Origin of the sequence: Sungkyunkwania multivorans (genome assembly GCF_042675645.1) — a bacterium.
In the GTDB taxonomy this organism is placed as follows: Bacteria; Bacteroidota; Bacteroidia; order Flavobacteriales; family Flavobacteriaceae; genus Sungkyunkwania; species Sungkyunkwania multivorans.
The window spans coordinates 232,776-248,482 of record NZ_JBHTJH010000003.1; the positions used below are offsets into that span (position 1 = coordinate 232,776).

The 15,707-nt window shown below is 42.4% G+C and carries 12 protein-coding genes and 1 tRNA gene; 5 read left to right on the top strand and 8 right to left on the bottom strand.

Annotation, left to right across the window (positions count from 1 at the left end):
* Nucleotides 1-11 precede the first annotated feature (11 nt).
* A complete protein-coding gene (locus tag ACFQ1M_RS02905; protein ID WP_386403612.1) occupies nt 12-866 on the top strand; it encodes a PorP/SprF family type IX secretion system membrane protein in 855 nt (284 codons plus the stop codon).
* A gap of 50 nt (nt 867-916) precedes the next feature.
* Here the strand turns inward: ACFQ1M_RS02905 and pth are convergent, their stop codons facing one another.
* From pth to ACFQ1M_RS02920, 3 genes are all read right to left on the bottom strand, one after another.
* Nucleotides 917-1,549: an aminoacyl-tRNA hydrolase gene (gene pth, locus ACFQ1M_RS02910; RefSeq protein ID WP_386403615.1), complete on the bottom strand. Its 633-nt coding sequence runs from the start codon at nt 1,547-1,549 to the stop codon at nt 917-919.
* 75 nt (nt 1,550-1,624) lie between these two features.
* Nucleotides 1,625-2,257: a 50S ribosomal protein L25/general stress protein Ctc gene (locus tag ACFQ1M_RS02915; RefSeq protein WP_386403618.1), complete on the bottom strand. Its 633-nt coding sequence runs from the start codon at nt 2,255-2,257 to the stop codon at nt 1,625-1,627.
* Nucleotides 2,258-2,278: 21 nt separating this feature from the next.
* Entirely contained in the window at nt 2,279-3,220 is a 942-nt protein-coding gene (locus ACFQ1M_RS02920) for a ribose-phosphate pyrophosphokinase (protein WP_386403621.1), read from the bottom strand.
* Nucleotides 3,221-3,367: 147 nt separating this feature from the next.
* Between ACFQ1M_RS02920 and ACFQ1M_RS02925 the strand changes: the two genes are divergently transcribed.
* The 4 genes from ACFQ1M_RS02925 to ACFQ1M_RS02940 all read left to right on the top strand — a co-directional run bounded on the left by ACFQ1M_RS02925 (nt 3,368) and on the right by ACFQ1M_RS02940 (nt 8,276).
* Nucleotides 3,368-3,451 (top strand) — tRNA-Leu (locus tag ACFQ1M_RS02925).
* 453 nt (nt 3,452-3,904) lie between these two features.
* Complete coding sequence (locus ACFQ1M_RS02930) at nt 3,905-6,403, top strand: ATP-dependent Clp protease ATP-binding subunit (protein ID WP_386403624.1); 2,499 nt, start codon at nt 3,905-3,907, stop codon at nt 6,401-6,403.
* Between the two features lie 60 nt (nt 6,404-6,463).
* Nucleotides 6,464-6,913, top strand: a complete 450-nt coding sequence (locus tag ACFQ1M_RS02935) for a hypothetical protein (protein ID WP_386403627.1) — start codon at nt 6,464-6,466, stop codon at nt 6,911-6,913.
* A 13-nt stretch (nt 6,914-6,926) separates the two neighbouring features.
* Complete coding sequence (locus ACFQ1M_RS02940) at nt 6,927-8,276, top strand: DUF5458 family protein (RefSeq protein WP_386403630.1); 1,350 nt, start codon at nt 6,927-6,929, stop codon at nt 8,274-8,276.
* A 79-nt stretch (nt 8,277-8,355) separates the two neighbouring features.
* Here ACFQ1M_RS02940 and ACFQ1M_RS02945 read toward each other — a convergent pair whose 3' ends face one another.
* From ACFQ1M_RS02945 to ACFQ1M_RS02965, 5 genes are all read right to left on the bottom strand, one after another.
* Nucleotides 8,356-8,757: a DUF3592 domain-containing protein gene (locus ACFQ1M_RS02945; RefSeq protein ID WP_386403634.1), complete on the bottom strand. Its 402-nt coding sequence runs from the start codon at nt 8,755-8,757 to the stop codon at nt 8,356-8,358.
* A 165-nt stretch (nt 8,758-8,922) separates the two neighbouring features.
* Complete coding sequence (locus tag ACFQ1M_RS02950; protein WP_386403637.1) at nt 8,923-9,429, bottom strand: hypothetical protein; 507 nt, start codon at nt 9,427-9,429, stop codon at nt 8,923-8,925.
* Between the two features lie 17 nt (nt 9,430-9,446).
* Nucleotides 9,447-13,745 (bottom strand): DUF6531 domain-containing protein, encoded by a 4,299-nt coding sequence (locus tag ACFQ1M_RS02955; protein ID WP_386403640.1) that lies wholly within the window; start codon nt 13,743-13,745, stop codon nt 9,447-9,449.
* Nucleotides 13,746-13,754: 9 nt separating this feature from the next.
* Nucleotides 13,755-15,116 carry a hypothetical protein gene (locus ACFQ1M_RS02960; RefSeq protein WP_386403643.1) on the bottom strand — a complete coding sequence of 454 codons (1,362 nt, stop codon included), beginning with the start codon at nt 15,114-15,116 and terminating at the stop codon, nt 13,755-13,757.
* Between the two features lie 5 nt (nt 15,117-15,121).
* Nucleotides 15,122-15,707, bottom strand: a 586-nt coding sequence (locus tag ACFQ1M_RS02965) for a phage baseplate assembly protein V (RefSeq protein WP_386403646.1), incomplete at its 5' end; no start/stop codon positions are given.

Consider the following 15,707-nt stretch of genomic DNA (forward strand, 5'->3'; position numbering starts at 1 on the left):
AAAGATCACAAATGAAAAATTATTTAAAAATTGTATTCTTGTTAGTAGTGGGGACCGCTTTTGCGCAGCAAGAATCTGTTTATTCTTTATACAATTATAATATGAACGCCATCAACCCAGCATATGCTGGGGCCGATGGCGGAAAACTGACCTTCTTATCAAGGAGTCAATGGGCTGGTGTGCAAAACGCACCTGAAACCCAAGTTTTCATTCTTTCTCTTCCAGTTGGGGAGAAAGTAGGAATCGGACTTTCTGGTGTTAGAGACCAAGTCTTTATAGAAAATGCAACTTCGGTATTTATAGATTTTTCCTATAAGTTACAGGTTGCCGAGGCGACAGATCTCTATTTTGGTATTAAAGCTGGTGGTCTGTTCTTAGATGTTGATACACAAAGCCTACAAACCCAAGATCAAGGACTAAGCGCTTTGAATGAATTCAATCCAAATGTAGGTGTTGGTGCCTATTTGAAAAATGACAAATATTTTGTTTCCTTGTCGGCACCTAGAATTTTGAATACAGAACGTGTATCTAACGAAAATGGAGTTGCGACCACAGCTACTGACAAAGCTCAATTTTATTTAAGCGGTGGATACAATTTCGATATTAGCGATAAAGTGTTGTTCAAGCCTTCGGTACTTGGTTCTTTCTTACAAGGATTGGATCCAACGGTTACGGTAACTGCGGCCTTCAATTTCATAGAAAAATTTGACTTGGGCGTCAATTACAGAACCGACGACGCACTAGGAGGTTTTGCCGTCATTAACTTGGCAGACTGGGCTGGTTTTGGTTACGCCTATGAAGCTAATACCAATGATGCCATTCAGAGAGATAGCACACATGAGATCTTCGTGCGAATCGGATTTTAGGAATTATTAGAACTATCATTTGATAAAAGGGCCGCAAATTGCGGCCCTTTTTATTTTCCATTGAAGGCATTCATGGTATTATCAATTCCAGCAGTACCAAAGGACTTAATGAGTTCTCTGGACAGCTCGAGACGCTCTGGCAGTTTTGCCACTTCATCCTCATTCCATTTTCCAAGAACGTAGTCCACTTGTCTTCCTTTGCCATAATCTGCACTGATTCCAAATCGGAATCGCGGATAAATGGTGGTCCCCAGTACATGTTGAATATCTTTCAAACCGTTATGCCCTCCATCACTGCCTTTCTTCTTTACTCGGATGGTTCCGAAAGGCAAGTTCAAGTCATCGGTGATCACCAAAAGATGATTCACATGTATCTTTTCTTGCGTCATCCAATACTTTACGGCCTTTCCACTAAGGTTCATATAGGTACTTGGTTTTAAGAAGATGAATGTCCTTCCTTTGAATTTAAATCTTGCGATAGCGCCTAATCGTGCAGTTTCAAATTTTATATCCTCTTTTTTTGCAAAAAAATCAAGCACCTTAAATCCTATATTATGACGGGTTTCCTCATACTCGGCACCAATGTTACCAAGTCCCACAATTAAAAATTTCTTCATAGTGTCGATCTCTTCGGTTTCAACAATCTTTCTGTCACTAAATAGTCTTTTAAGGAAAGAAAACATTGGTTGTTTTTTTGTAAAAATAAAAAAAGCATCCCACAAACAGTGGGATGCTTAATATTTGAAAATCTTGCTATTTTAGTTAGCCTCTTCTGCTTCTTCTGTCGACTCAACAGCTGCAGCTTTCCCGGCTTCCTTGCCAACTTCCTGAGCCGCCTTCATAGCCGCACGAGATACTCTTACTTGACAAATGACCGTATTGTCTGGATGGAGAATTTTAAAATTTTCATCAGCCACTTGCGTAACATATAGTTTGTTGCCGATCTCTAACCCAGAGACATCTGCCTCGATAAAATCAGGAAGATTCGCAGGTAATGCCTTTACCTTTAATTTACGTTTTGCTTTTCTAAGAACTCCTCCGGCCATTACTCCAGGAGCTTTCCCTACGACGTGTACAGGAATGTCCATGGTCACCTCCTTATCATCGAACAATCGATAAAAGTCGACGTGTAAGATCTTATCGCTTACAGGATGAAACTGAATGTCCTGCAAGATCGCATTTTCTTTAGCCCCATCTTCCAACTCGATCACCACTGTGTGCGCATTTGGAGTGTAGACTAGATTTTTAAATGCCTTCTCGTCTGCTGCAAAGTGCAGCGGATTGTCTCCTCCGTATAATACGCAAGGAACCTTTCCAGCATTACGTAAGGCTTTGGTAGCTACCTTGCCCACGCTTTCTCTTTTAGATCCGTTGATCGTAATTGACTTCATTATATAAAAATTAAAAATTTACTACATTAAAAACTTCGAGCTTATCGAAGTGTTGTGATGCACTCTATGCATCACATCTGCGAAAAGTTTAGCACAACTTAGCACCCGTATCTTATCGCTATGTCTCTTTGGTGGAATCGAATCTGTTACGATCAATTCCTCCAACTTTGAATCTTCTATTCTTTCATACGCATTGCCCGACAAGATCGCATGCGTACAAATAGCTCTTACGCTCTTTGCTCCTCGTTCCATCATCAGGTCTGCGGCTTTGGTCAATGTCCCCGCGGTATCCACCATGTCATCCACCAACACAACATGCTTGCCAGTAACATCACCTATAAGTTCCATGTGCGATATCACATTTGCTTTTTGCCGCTGTTTATAACAAATTACCACGTCGCTTTCCAAAAATTTGGAATAGGCATAAGCTCTTTTGGAACCACCCATGTCAGGAGAAGCGACCGTAAGGTCTTGCAGTCCTAATTCTTGCAAATAAGGAAGAAAGATCGTCGATGCAAAAAGGTGATCCACTGGCTTCTCAAAGAATCCTTGGATCTGATCGGCGTGCAGGTCCATGGTGATAATTCTCGTGGCACCGGCAGCCTCTAAAAGCTTTGCAACCAACTTGGCTCCAATCGGGACCCGCGGCTTGTCCTTGCGATCCTGTCTTGCCCAACCAAAGTAGGGCATCACTGCTGTAATATGTCTTGCAGACGCTCTTTTTGCAGCATCTAACATCAATAACATCTCCATTAAATTTTCAGAGCTAGGATGCGTAGAGCCAATGATAAACACTCGACTTCCACGAACAGACTCTTCAAAAGAAGGCTGAAACTCACCATCACTATATCTAGAGAACGAAACTTTTCCTAATTCTGCCCCATAGGCCTCCGCGATCTCCTCTGCAAGCTTCATACTTTGAGAGCACGCAAAAATCTTGGGTTCTGGCATTGCGTAAGGCATTCCTAATTTGTTGTTTAGTAGTTAGCTAATAGTGTGTTGTTGTAAACAGGCTGCAAATTTAGAAATAAATACGATCCTAGAAAGATTATTATTGCAATTTTTGGTTTCGGAATTAAATTTATTTTTTAGATTTGCAGTCCCAAAAATGCTCGAGTGGCGGAATTGGTAGACGCGCTGGATTCAAAATCCAGTGATAGCAATATCGTGTGGGTTCGATTCCCACCTCGAGTACGGATAAAGCCATCAAAAGGCGAAAACAAAGCAAGTTCAAGAAAAAGAGCTTGCTTTTTTTCTTGGATAAAGCTGTAGTTTTCTTTGATGGCTTTTCAAGACGACGTTTCAGGGAAGAATCCCGAAGGGGTGCAATCCCACCTCGAGTACGGATAGGTCACCAAAAGGTGAAAATACAAGCGAGTTCCCAAAAAGGAGCTCGCTTTTTTTGTTTTCGTGGTTTTTTGATTTTCAAAGCACCGCTTTGTGGGAACTGCGGAAGAAGAACCTCACCTCAGATACCATCAGGACCTATTAATTTCTAGGGCCCTTTTCGTTTCAACAACCCCTGCTTAAGCACAGATAATCGGGTTTTTTTGTCCTACAACTTATCCGATCTTGTTTTATCTTTGTAAAAAGCTATTATTGCGTATCTTTCAGACAATCAATTAACAATAACCACTGACCAACCAAATGCAAACACTGGATTTTTCCCTTTCAAAGACTTCTGAAGAAGCCATTCATATCGCACAATCCATCGCCAAGGAGGCAAGCAATGAAGAATACAATGCCGCTCACTTGCTTAAGGCGCTGCTTCATAAGGACATAGGATTGCGAGACTTTCTTCATCAAATCGATGCCGATGTTTATTATATGGAAGAATGGGCGGACGTTCGTATAGAAGCCCTGCCAAGGTCGGTTAAAATACCCGATACGATAAAAGGAGATCGCTCTGTCGAGGCCGTTTTTAACGAATCCGATAATGTCCGTGTAAAACTGGGTGAAGACCACATCACACCAAACAGTATTCTTGTCTCACTTTGCACCCCAGGTGTAGGCTTTTCTTATGAGCAACTAAAAACACTCACGCTAAAAGCAGATGAAGTGTTGAATGCTTTGAATCGGGGTACTGCGAGCACAAAGAAAATTGTAAATGCAGCAGCACTAAAAGATACTAGCGCTGGCACAAGCAATGGTACGACTGTACTAGATCATAAGATCCTTGACGAATATTGTCTTGACAAGACCTCTCAGGCTCAAAATAAAGAACTACAGGCCATCTACGGAAGAGAGGCAGAAGTAAAGATGATCGTCGAAATCCTTGGAAGACATTCTAAGCCTAACGTTTTGGTCACTGGAGAGCCGGGTGTTGGGAAATCGGTATTGCTAGACGGATTTAGTGAAGCGATCACAAGCGGAAATGTTCCAGAAGCGTTGAAAGATGCACAGATCTATGAGCTGGATCTGATCAATTTGGTTTCGGGAGCTTCCTACAAAAGTGAGGTCGAAGATCGCTTCAAAAAAATCTTTGGTGCTATGAAACAGTTCGCAAAGCCCATTTTGCTTATTGATGAAATTTATCATTTGGCAGATAAGAACAGTGGCAACCAAGGCCTTGTCAACATTCTTCAATCGGAATTGGCCAAAGGAGAAGTGACGATCGTCGCTACCGCCACCAATGATGCCTTCAGAAAGCATATAGAAAAAGAGGAAGGCCTCGCCAGGAGATTTGAGATCGTGCCGTTGGAGGAACCCACGGAAGCGGAAACGTTAAAGATGATCTCCAATACCATCGACAAGTACACGGCCCATCACAAATTGGCCGTTGAGGACGAGACCATAGGTGAAGCCATCCGACTCTCTAAAAGATTTAATAAGGATAGAAGCTTGCCAGACTCGGCCATCGACCTCATCGATCGTACGATGTCTGCCTCTCGATATATGTTAGAAACCACTGCCACCCAGGTAGAAAACGTAAAGTCTCTGGTAGAAGAACTAAAAGATAGCAAGGCCTCTGAAGAAGAAAAATTGACCGAAGTTAAATGGCTCTATGACAATCTGAGCAACAAGTTCAGTTATCTGCTATTTGCCGAATTGAACGAAGAGAATATCTGGGATGGTATCGATTCTCCTGAGAAAGGCCTAGAAAAAGTCACCGAAATACTTTTGAAGTTCGTAAAAAAGGCATCAGAGGACAAGAAACATATCGACAAGAACGACGTTTCGGCGACCATATCCAATAAGACAGGGATTCCCGTTGGGAAGCTCCAATCCGACGAAAAAGAACGATTGCTTAACATGGAGGACCATTTGAAGCGAAGAGTAGTTGGGCAGGATCACGCCATCGAGGTCATCTCATCCTCCGTCCTCGAATCTCGATCAGGATTGAGCAAGCCAGGATTACCTATCGGTTCGTTTTTCTTTACCGGACCAACAGGAACAGGAAAAACGGAACTTGCCAAAGCATTGGCAGAATTCCTCTTCCAGACCGAGGATGCGATCATAAGATTTGACATGTCCGAATTTAAAGAGGAGCATTCGGCAGCCTTACTTTATGGGGCGCCTCCAGGCTATGTCGGGTATGAGGAAGGTGGACTTCTGGTCAATAAGATTCGACAGAAACCCTACTCTATCGTATTGTTTGATGAGATCGAAAAAGCGCATCCTTCGGTATTCGATATCTTCTTACAGATCTTAGATGAAGGTAAATTGCATGACCGTCTAGGAAAGACCGGCGATTTTTCGAATGCAGTGATCCTATTCACCTCGAACATTGGGAGTGAGCAAATTGTAGACACCTTTGGAAAGGGAGAAATTCCAAAATCAAGCGACCTTTTGGAAAACATGGGACGTTTCTTCAGACCAGAATTCTTAGGGCGACTCACCGAGATCGTTCCTTTCGCACCGATTACCAAGGAAAATGTCGTAAAGATATTCAACATACAATTAAAGGACTTACACAAAGCCCTTGGGAAACAGGAGATTACCTTGGAACTTTCTGAGAAGGCACAAGAATTCCTTGCATACAAAGGTTATACCCCAAAATATGGTGCGAGACCGTTGAGAGGTGTTATAAGAACCGACCTGAGAGCACCCTTGTCTAGGATGCTGATCACTGGAAAGATTTCTAAAGGCAGCAAAGTGTCTTTAGATATAAAGGATGACAAATTGGAATGGAAATACGACAATTAGTGTTTCTCGGAAACAAAATATTAGTATATTTAAAGTTAATAACCGATAATTTAGATCATTATGAGTGACAATGTGTACGGTCTTGGCGGAACGGAAGTGAAAACCGATGCTAATGAGGCCATCCAAGAAATTGGCCAGAACAAGACCTTGTTCATACAAAAACTTACCCAAGACCAACCAATTAAACCAGAAATAGTCTCCGGACTTACGAATATCGAAGCTGTTTTTGAACATTATAAACCAGAGGTTGAAGTAGATTTTGAAGATTCTGAAGGTGTAGGGTCCAAAGAAACACTTACGTTCAGTAATCTCGGTGACTTTGGAAGCAAGGGCATCACTGCCCAAAGTAAGTTTCTGAATGACTTGGATACCGAGAAGGACCAGTATCTGAAGATGGTAAAGCAACTGAAATCCAACAAGATCTTAAAGACTGCGCTAGCAGATCCAGAGGCCAAGACGGCCATTATCAGATCTCTTCAATCCCTATTAGCAGAATTACAACAAGGTTAAAAAGCAGCAAGAAATGTCAGCAAAGCAAGCACAACAAGTTAAGATAGATAATCCTGTACAGGAGCTAAAGGCAAATGAGGAGAAGTTGGCCAGATATGGTGGCTTTGACCTTTTAGAGGCCTGCATCGATGATGTTCAGAATATGAACCCAAGCCGGAAAGCACGAAAGAAAATATTCTTAACAGAATCAACTAAAAAAGCGGAACGTGAAAAACTAAAGAAAACGCTAGAGATATGGACGGATATTCTATCCTCTTCCGACGATATTCCAACGATGATCGAGGAGGCAGACAAACGTTCGGCAACCGCTAGAGAAAGCCTGAAGAAGAATTTAGGAGCTGCCTTGGAGCAAACTAGAGAATTAGAACAGTCTTATCGCTCCATGGCGTTATTCTACAAGAATAGCGAATCGACCAAAATCAAGAATATCAACATCATGAATGCGGAACTTGAACAGCTTAAGGATCTTGATAATACAAGGTTCATCGATGCCGTCCAAGAAGAACTTGTCCAAGGATTTGATCGCCTAGACCTAAGAGACAATTATGGTATGTTGGTACTGCCAGGATATTTAGGGTCTAATAAGGTAGTCGAAAAATGGGCGAAGATCGCACATGATAACAAAGTGATGATGATCACCGATTTTGAGCATTTGGATGAGCCAGATGATGTGATGGAAATGTTTGAGGCAGCCAACCTTACCGGTGGTGATAAATACCGTTCTAACGTGATCATGGCTTGTAACTGGTTGGTAGGCCGAGGTAAAGATGATGAAGTTGGTGAAGATGACGATGTCTTTGTTGCTCCATCGAGTGCCCTAGCTGGTAAGATATACAAAACCCTGATGTCCCAAGTTACTGCAGGTAAAAAGTTTGGTGGAATGAATGAAGTGGATGGCGTTCGTTTTGATTTGAAGAAAAGTGAGATCGCCGAACTTGAAAAACTAGGACTCGTACCCATGGTAAATGAATACGGCAAGGTCATGGCATTTTCGGCTAAAACGCTATTCAATGGAGATAACCTTGGACTACAGACCTATTCGGTAGTTAGGGTATTCGATTATGTCACCAAAGTCTTGATGGATTTCTTAAATCGAAGAGCTTTTGAGAATTTTAATGCGAAGACTCGTAAAGAACTGATGGGGCAGATCGTTAAATTTTTGGACGGCATCACTGGTCCCGACAAACTGATCGAGGACTTCTCAATCAAACGCTTTGAGCAAGATCCGCAACAAAAAGACCGTGTTTTCCTAGACATTCATATGAAGCCTTACTTCCCTGCGAAGAACTTTATGATCAAAATGGATGGTCAAAAAGGTGATGATGGCACCGATTGGGGAGCCGAATATGAGCAGCAGAAGTAAACTATTTAAAAAATTATAATTGAAAAAGGAGGGATCGTATAAGGTCCCTCCTTTTTTTTTGCCTGTTATTCTTCTAGCATCATCGTTTCCGATTTCGCATATATCTGTATAGCAAAACTATGAGTCCCAGCAGGACCAGCAAGTAGACTCCATAGGATTCTGTAAATAGTGTTCCTTTGGTCTTTAGAAGTTGCGGCGTTTGTTTGTTGTACAATACAGTGACCGTATCGCCTTCGTCATACCAGGTGCCAATAAATGGAACATGTGGCAACTTGACAATGCTTGAAAGGCTATCTCCCTCACGAGTCACATAATCTACCTTCGCGGTCGCAGAAGACCTCCGAGATTTGATGCTAAAGTTTATCTCCTTGATGAGGGCTTCGGTCTCTATATAATCAGTTGAACTGTTCTGTGCGCTGGCATGTTGTCCAAATAGCAATAATGGCAATAAGAGATATAAAGATCGCATAAGATTGGTCATTAGGTTGTTTTAAATATAATTTTTTAAGGGTATTTTCAGCGCTTTTTGAGTCACGGTTGAAAAGTGCTATTTTCTATAATCGGGAAAACACATACGGCTGCGCCAAAATGAGGTGTTCTCATCTCCGAAGATGAACCGTAATGAATCTATCCACTTCTACCGCTCTTACTCAACCATTCTGGTCAAATAACTCTTCATTGACCCCATGCCTCCATGTTTGTTCGTATCGTCTGCGATCGGCAAATACTTTTTTATAATTTTTTTATATGCTATCTTATTTTTAGCGGCAAGATCGACTATATCATTAAGTTCTAGCATGGTGTCTCGAATGTCGGCGCTTACGTTAGAAATTATCAAGAGTAGAATCTTGTTTTCAATAGTATCATATTCCTCCGTTAACCGTAACATGTCCTTCAAATTGTCAGTGCCTCCGATTGTTTCTATAAGTAGCTTTTTTTCTTTGGTGTCCAAATGATCAAAGTTTGTAAGAATACTTTTAGTCACCTCATCGAGTGTTTTTGAATGTTCTTTTCTAAATGCTTCGCTTCGTTCTTGTGCTATTTCTAGCCAATTATCTTGATTGATATCAATGTTCTCTGAATAATTCTTTTCTCTAGATTCAGTTAACATTTTATCAGTTATTCTTATTTCTTCTAACAGTTCTTGGAACATTATTATACTATTTGAGTTTATTTACAACCTTTACCAGGAACCATAAAATTCCCTTTTTGTACGTATCCCGCTTTCTTTAACTGTGCCAATTCGTCAGCAAATACAGTTGGCATACCCTTTCTAGCTCCTTTTTGAACCACCAGATATTTTTCAATTTGCGGACTTACCAATTGAAAGGAAGCTCCTTTATCAATACCAGCTTGAATCCAAGCCTTGTTAACACCTGGACTCCATCGATTAGAATTTAACACATGGTAACCCTTTTTTCCAATATATTTACTTGTGTGATCTTCAAGATTACCTAGAACAGGAGTGTCGGTGGTATTCTTCATATTTTGATACCATTTCCAACCTTCTCCCGCATCCATAGCGTTTGATGGAGGTTTGTTCCATGGCATTTGATTGGCATTATTAAAAGTGCCTTGCATTCCTTTTTGAAACTCGTTCCAGCTGCCAAACGAAAGGCCAAAGGGATCCACTTCATAATTCGAGTTCGGAACATAGGAATAGGCATTGGGCATACCTCCACTCAGCCCAATAGGGTCTTGACTCAGATATATACCCTCTTCGGCGGAATAATATCTAAATCTGTTGTAATATAGTCCAGTCTCCTCATCTTCATACTGTCCTTGATAACGGAACGGACAATCATGGGGTTTTCCTTTTATTTGCTTTCTTATTTTTCCATAAATATCATACTCTACGGCCCAAGTTTGATTGCCTTGAGAATCATACATCTCTACGGGCGTTCCCAGATAGTCGGTAATGATCGAGTAATGCTCTCCATCCACGATCTTCGCGGCCGGCTTAAAAGTTCCCTCATCGAATACCCAGGTGATGAGCCCCCTCTGTCCTTCGGACATCCCTGCCTTGCCGGGAGGCAAGTCCCCCGAGGGGGGAGAATTATCACCGATAGGTTCTGGCTTATCCTTTTTGAGGATGCCCCATTCATCAGCTATCAGCTTAGGTCGTTCTGATAGATCATAACTCCACTCATGGAGCGGGACGTTGCCATTCCAGATAAATCTAGTAATGGTCTCAGCCCCCTCCAAACTTCCCCCAAGGGAAAAGGCTTTTATTATCTTTGCAGTACGGCGACCTAACGCGTCGTATTCAAACTCAACATTTTTACCATCTGGCCTATCCACCGATTTTAGCATTCCATTGCCGTACCACTTGTACGTCCAAGTGCCCTTCTCTGTAATTTTTTTGATCAGATTACCCTCGTCGTCGTACTTAAATCGATCGCCATCAGCTTCTAGCAATTGTCCTCCCACCCCATATTTCCGATCGATCTTGCCCTCAGTGCGATACAAATTACCTACCTCGTCAGGTAGTTTATAGTCGAATTGTTTATTCTCATATTTTGCTCCCGCCAGATTATTGAAATCGTCATAGCTATAACTTACAACACCCATGGTCAACTCATTGACCATCTTAGTCAATCGGTCATTGACATTCCATGAATAGTTTCTGTGGCGTAATTCTCTATTGCCAGCAGTCACCAAATGCTTTATGGGTCTTCCAGCAGCATCATACCGCATGCGATTCATAATACCTCCAGGCAGTACACGATCAAGTTCCATTCCGAGGCTATTGTATGTGAATTGAGCTTGCCAAGCTCCTTGTGGCCCCCTCAGTTCGCCGTCAGCGGACAGCTCACCCAGAAGGGGAGCATTATCAGAACTTTCATCCAACTTATGTACTTGGGCGGTCATCTCTTCGATCAGCCCCATACGATTGCGCAGTAGCTTGATGTTGGCTCCAAGACTGCTTGTGATCTGTATGCGATCCCCAAGTTTGTCAAATGTACTTTCTACAAGATGCCCATCTTGCTTTTCTGCGATCACTCTTCCTGCCTCATCCCTGATGAGCTGTACGACACTGTTTTCATTTCTTGCTTCAATGAGGTTGCCATCGCGATCGTAAGAATAGATCTCCCAGCTACCGTCGCTATGCTCAGCTCTGGTGATTCTTCCATTTAGATCGTACTCATACTCAGTAAATTTATTCCCAGGCCGATTTACCTTCAAAATCTTTCCGGCACGGTCACGGTCATATCCGCGCACCAATCCATCAAACCCGATCTCTCTTGTGATCTCACCCTTGTCATTTCTGGAGAAACGGTAGTACTCATTTTGCTCGTTAGTGATACTGAGCAATTGCTCTTCGGTATCATATTTAAAATGAATTCTTCTACCTCTTTCCTCTCTCATTTTCAAACTTCCAAGAGGTGTGTATTCATAATTCACCTCACGTCGTTTTTGGTCTTTTGCCTGAATGACCTCATCATAGGCATTGTACTTTATTTTGACCAAATTATTATCGGCCTGACGAATCTGATATAGGCGATCTAACTCATCGTAAAAGAATTGCTGTTGATGATCCTCGGCATTCTTGGTATATTGGCATCTTCCCCAAGCATCATATAACCAAGTGCTTTCACTTCCATTGGGAAGGGACATGCTGTTGAGATTGAAGTCCTCGTCATATTTCAAAAAAGTACGATTTCCCGCATTATCCCGTACTTCGCCTATAAGATTTTGGTCGTTGTAAGTAAAGTTTGTGACGCCTCCATCCAAGCCGATTACGGCGTGCAAGCGATCCTCTTTAAAGGTGCGTACTACCGAGCCACCTCCGGGATATTTTGTAAGGACCAGTCGATCCTCTTCGTCATACACAAAACTAATGACCGCACCGTCTGGTTGGTGAAGCCCGGTTAGATTGCCCCGCTCATCATAGCTGTAACCCGTTATGTTCCCTTCTTCATCAATATCGCGATAAGGTTCCATGAATGGTGTGTACTCATGAAAAATATTTGCCCCCATCGGATCGGTAACTTGCGTACATAGATTGTCACTGTTAAAATAATAGACACTCTCTTGGCCAAGTGAATTGGTGATCACATTATAGCCTTTATAATACTCTAAAGTTCCTGAGAGAATGCCTTTATCTCCCCAGGTCTTTATGCACTTTGCGCCTGTTTCTTTACCATCGTATTCCCAATAAAACGCTTGGCCGTTTCTATCGGTCTTCTTCACCATTAAGTGATTCTGGTACTCCATGATCGTCGCTTGATCCAAGGCATCGACAATATGAGTCATATCGCCGTCACTGTTATAGCGGTAGCTGACCAAAATTCTGGATGCTCCCTTGTGATGGGCCAACACCTGAGTTACCCTAGATTCTTCATCTAGCTCGAGGGTAATATTTCTACCAACACTATCTATGATTGTCTCTAGCTGATAGAGGGCATTATATTCGAACTGAATTGAAAAACCTTCGGGATTGCTAAGTTTTGTTGGTTTGTATAGCTGTTCGGTAAATCTCTTAAAGGTATAGACCATCTGGGATTCGTGGTCCTTCACTTTATAGGTGTTTCCATCGACACAGGTCAATGTCAGTTTTTCTGAACGATCGTACTCGCTTTCCCCTTCAGCAACTAGCCATGAGAAGGCGGTTATTCTACCATCTGGCAAACGCATGACCACGCTATCCTCTTCAGCGACGACGTGCAATGAGAGATCATAGTTGCAATGCATCCCATGTCCTAACATTCCCTCGTAGGCGGAATCTGAATACCAATTGCGCTCCCAACTTATTGGAATGGGCCCTGGAAGTGTAAAATCAACGCCTTCATAAACCATTCGGCCCGTTACCAGATCCACTGGCTCAAAGCCCATTTTACAAAGTTTCTTGCTGAGACCTTTGGTTGCTTTGAATTTCTTAAAGACGCTTGTATTCATTTTTTTGAGACCTTTGCCCAGTGCTTTTCCAGCACCTTTCATCAGCGCTCCAAAGCCGTAACTCATGGCCAGACCCATTAACATTCCCATTAGATCAGGAGCGTAAGGCCCTCCAACCATCACTGGTTTTCCCATTGGTAAGGGTATGCTCATGGAAGACGGGAGATAAAGACTGGGAATCGGTTTCATTTTCTTTCCCGGGGAAAGTGTCAAAGGCATTCCAATATCGTTACAGGTCATCATCATATAGCCTGCTGGCGTAAAATAACTGTCATTGGCACTCACGGTAGTACTTCCAAAGAAATTCATCGAATCATGGCCGATCATAGGTGACATTAAAAATGGGCCACCCATCGGAATATGAATGAACGTCCCTATTCTTCCACCTGTGGTGGCGTTTCCGCGTGGAACGTTGTTTACGTTGATGGTAGAACCAATGATAGGAATATAATCCATAGGATCTATGACCATGCCGATATACGGATGTGGAATGGGCACCGGTATCCCTGGCGGAATTATCACAATGTGAATATCTATTCCTAAGACTGGGGTGAAGTGTTTATTTGCCAACAACATGATTTAAAACCAATTTAAAATTGAAAGACTCTTTTTTTCCATTTCTTTACGATGTTCTTCTACTTTGGTCCGCCATTCCTCCCCATCCACATCGACCATAAAGGTGTGTATTGTATCGCATCGTTCTTTTTCTCTATCATTCTCTGAAATATTGAAATGATCTGCTGCGATAAAAGGCATGCAGGTAGCTTTTAACATTTCAGGTGGGATCGTGACCCCGAAATTGTAAGCCGTTGCTACTATTTCTTTATACTTTTTCTTGTCTCGTTTTTTGATGACATTATATCCAAGCCACCAGGCGGTCAACGCCTGAGGACCAAATCCATACTCGATAGATATGTCTGCTTGTTTACAAAACAAATCGGATGCTGTTTCCTTTTCCTTTTGTAACTGCTTGCAGCTCGCCATATACCCATAGGTTTGAATAATGACGGGTTTGCATGTATCATCGCCAGTCTCTAATCCCTGTCTCGCCAAGGACATTCCTCTTTGTAGTAGGGTTTCGATGGTTTTATACTCTTTAAAATTGAAAAGCATTCCCGCGTAGATCACATGGGCCGAGGCCATAGCTGATTTGCTGCCGGTCTTTTGAGTGACTGAGAGCCCTTTCTTTCCCCATTCGTGTAATCTAGATAAATTCTTTTTCGCAACGCTCTTGGACATCTCGATCATACATTGTCTGAATTGAATCTCAGGGTCGTTTGGATCACCAGATGCCGCTATTTTATTGATCGCTCCTTGAAGATCTAAAGTAACAGAAAGTGTTTTAGCGCGGTCTTTCTGCTTATCCATCACATCATCGTAGTAACGTTCTTCGACATGATCAAAAAACATGATTCTCGCTTTTTTGGGTAATCCCTGCTGCGTAATGGCATTTAACCAGCTATTGTATTCTTTTGGATATGCAACTGAATAGGGAAATAAGGCCAAAGTGAGGCCTTGTTGCCGATTGGGCATTGCTTTTTGAAATGTATTAAGCATTTCTAACAAAAGCAGGTCGAAGTCGGTATCCTCCGATGTTAATTTGTTTTCATAAACATCTACATCCCAATCAAATTTTAGAATTCTTGAATCTAGGGCTTCTTGAAGCGTTTTGTCTTCTTTAAAGTAGGTCACCCAATCTTTGATCAATGCCTTGCTGTGGGCTTCTTTGCTGTGAAACTCTGTCAATAATACAATGGTAACCTCTGGAAGACTCCCATTTGGAGTGGACTCCAATCTTAAGAACCCCTCATAGAGCCTTGCTTGATCTGGTTTTATCAACCAGCGAACAAGTTGCAGTTGTTCGTGCGGACTTACTTCATCCACCCATCTCTGCTGGATCTTAGTGACCAGTTGCGCTATGGGATTATGTTCGTTGTTCATTGCTATCAACCACAATTAAGGTTCAATAAACCTCCTTTGACATTGGTCATAGCCGTGCCGTTGACATCTACCATGGCACCATTCATCTTCAATTCGGCTTTCCCTTCGACCAACGTACTTGGTGCGCCAACTTCTACTTTGGCTGCACTGTTTACGATCACCTTCGCGCTACCATCATTTAGGATCTCTTGCGATTTAACATTCACGTTGTTGGTCCCTTCTATATTGATGGTCTCTGAAGCTTGAATATTTATTTCTTTGGAGGCCATGGTAATGGTCTCTGGCGCATTGATCACAATTCCCTTTTCTGCTGTATCTAGTATAATGGTGTTTCCGTTCTTATCGGAGATGGTAATACTTTCCTTTCCATCTTCATCTGAAAATGATAGTGTGTGTCCACTGCGCGTGCGAATCGCTTTGATGTCGTTCTTCTCGGTTTTCCAACCTCCTGGGCTATTACTTCCTGTGTATAAGGCTCCCATAACAAAAGGTCGCTCTGCGTTGCCACCCTCGAAGCCCACCAGGACCTCCTCGCCCACCTCGGGGATGAAGTGGAAGCCCTTCTCGCCACCCGCATGCGGGGTCAGCACC

Excerpts from the sequence above, each read along its gene's own strand:
- ACFQ1M_RS02915 (WP_386403618.1), bottom strand. The coding sequence starts at position 2,257 with ATGAAGTCAATTACGATCAACGGATCTAAAAGAGAAAGCGTGGGCAAG.
- ACFQ1M_RS02950 (WP_386403637.1), bottom strand. The coding sequence starts at position 9,429 with ATGTTCCAAGAACTGTTAGAAGAAATAAGAATAACTGATAAAATGTTA.
- ACFQ1M_RS02945 (WP_386403634.1), bottom strand. The coding sequence starts at position 8,757 with ATGACCAATCTTATGCGATCTTTATATCTCTTATTGCCATTATTGCTA.
- ACFQ1M_RS02920 (WP_386403621.1), bottom strand. The coding sequence starts at position 3,220 with ATGCCTTACGCAATGCCAGAACCCAAGATTTTTGCGTGCTCTCAAAGT.
- ACFQ1M_RS02960 (WP_386403643.1), bottom strand. The coding sequence starts at position 15,116 with ATGAACAACGAACATAATCCCATAGCGCAACTGGTCACTAAGATCCAG.
- ACFQ1M_RS02930 (WP_386403624.1), top strand. The coding sequence starts at position 3,905 with ATGCAAACACTGGATTTTTCCCTTTCAAAGACTTCTGAAGAAGCCATT.
- ACFQ1M_RS02905 (WP_386403612.1), top strand. The coding sequence starts at position 12 with ATGAAAAATTATTTAAAAATTGTATTCTTGTTAGTAGTGGGGACCGCT.
- ACFQ1M_RS02940 (WP_386403630.1), top strand. The coding sequence starts at position 6,927 with ATGTCAGCAAAGCAAGCACAACAAGTTAAGATAGATAATCCTGTACAG.
- ACFQ1M_RS02935 (WP_386403627.1), top strand. The coding sequence starts at position 6,464 with ATGAGTGACAATGTGTACGGTCTTGGCGGAACGGAAGTGAAAACCGAT.
- pth (WP_386403615.1), bottom strand. The coding sequence starts at position 1,549 with ATGTTTTCTTTCCTTAAAAGACTATTTAGTGACAGAAAGATTGTTGAA.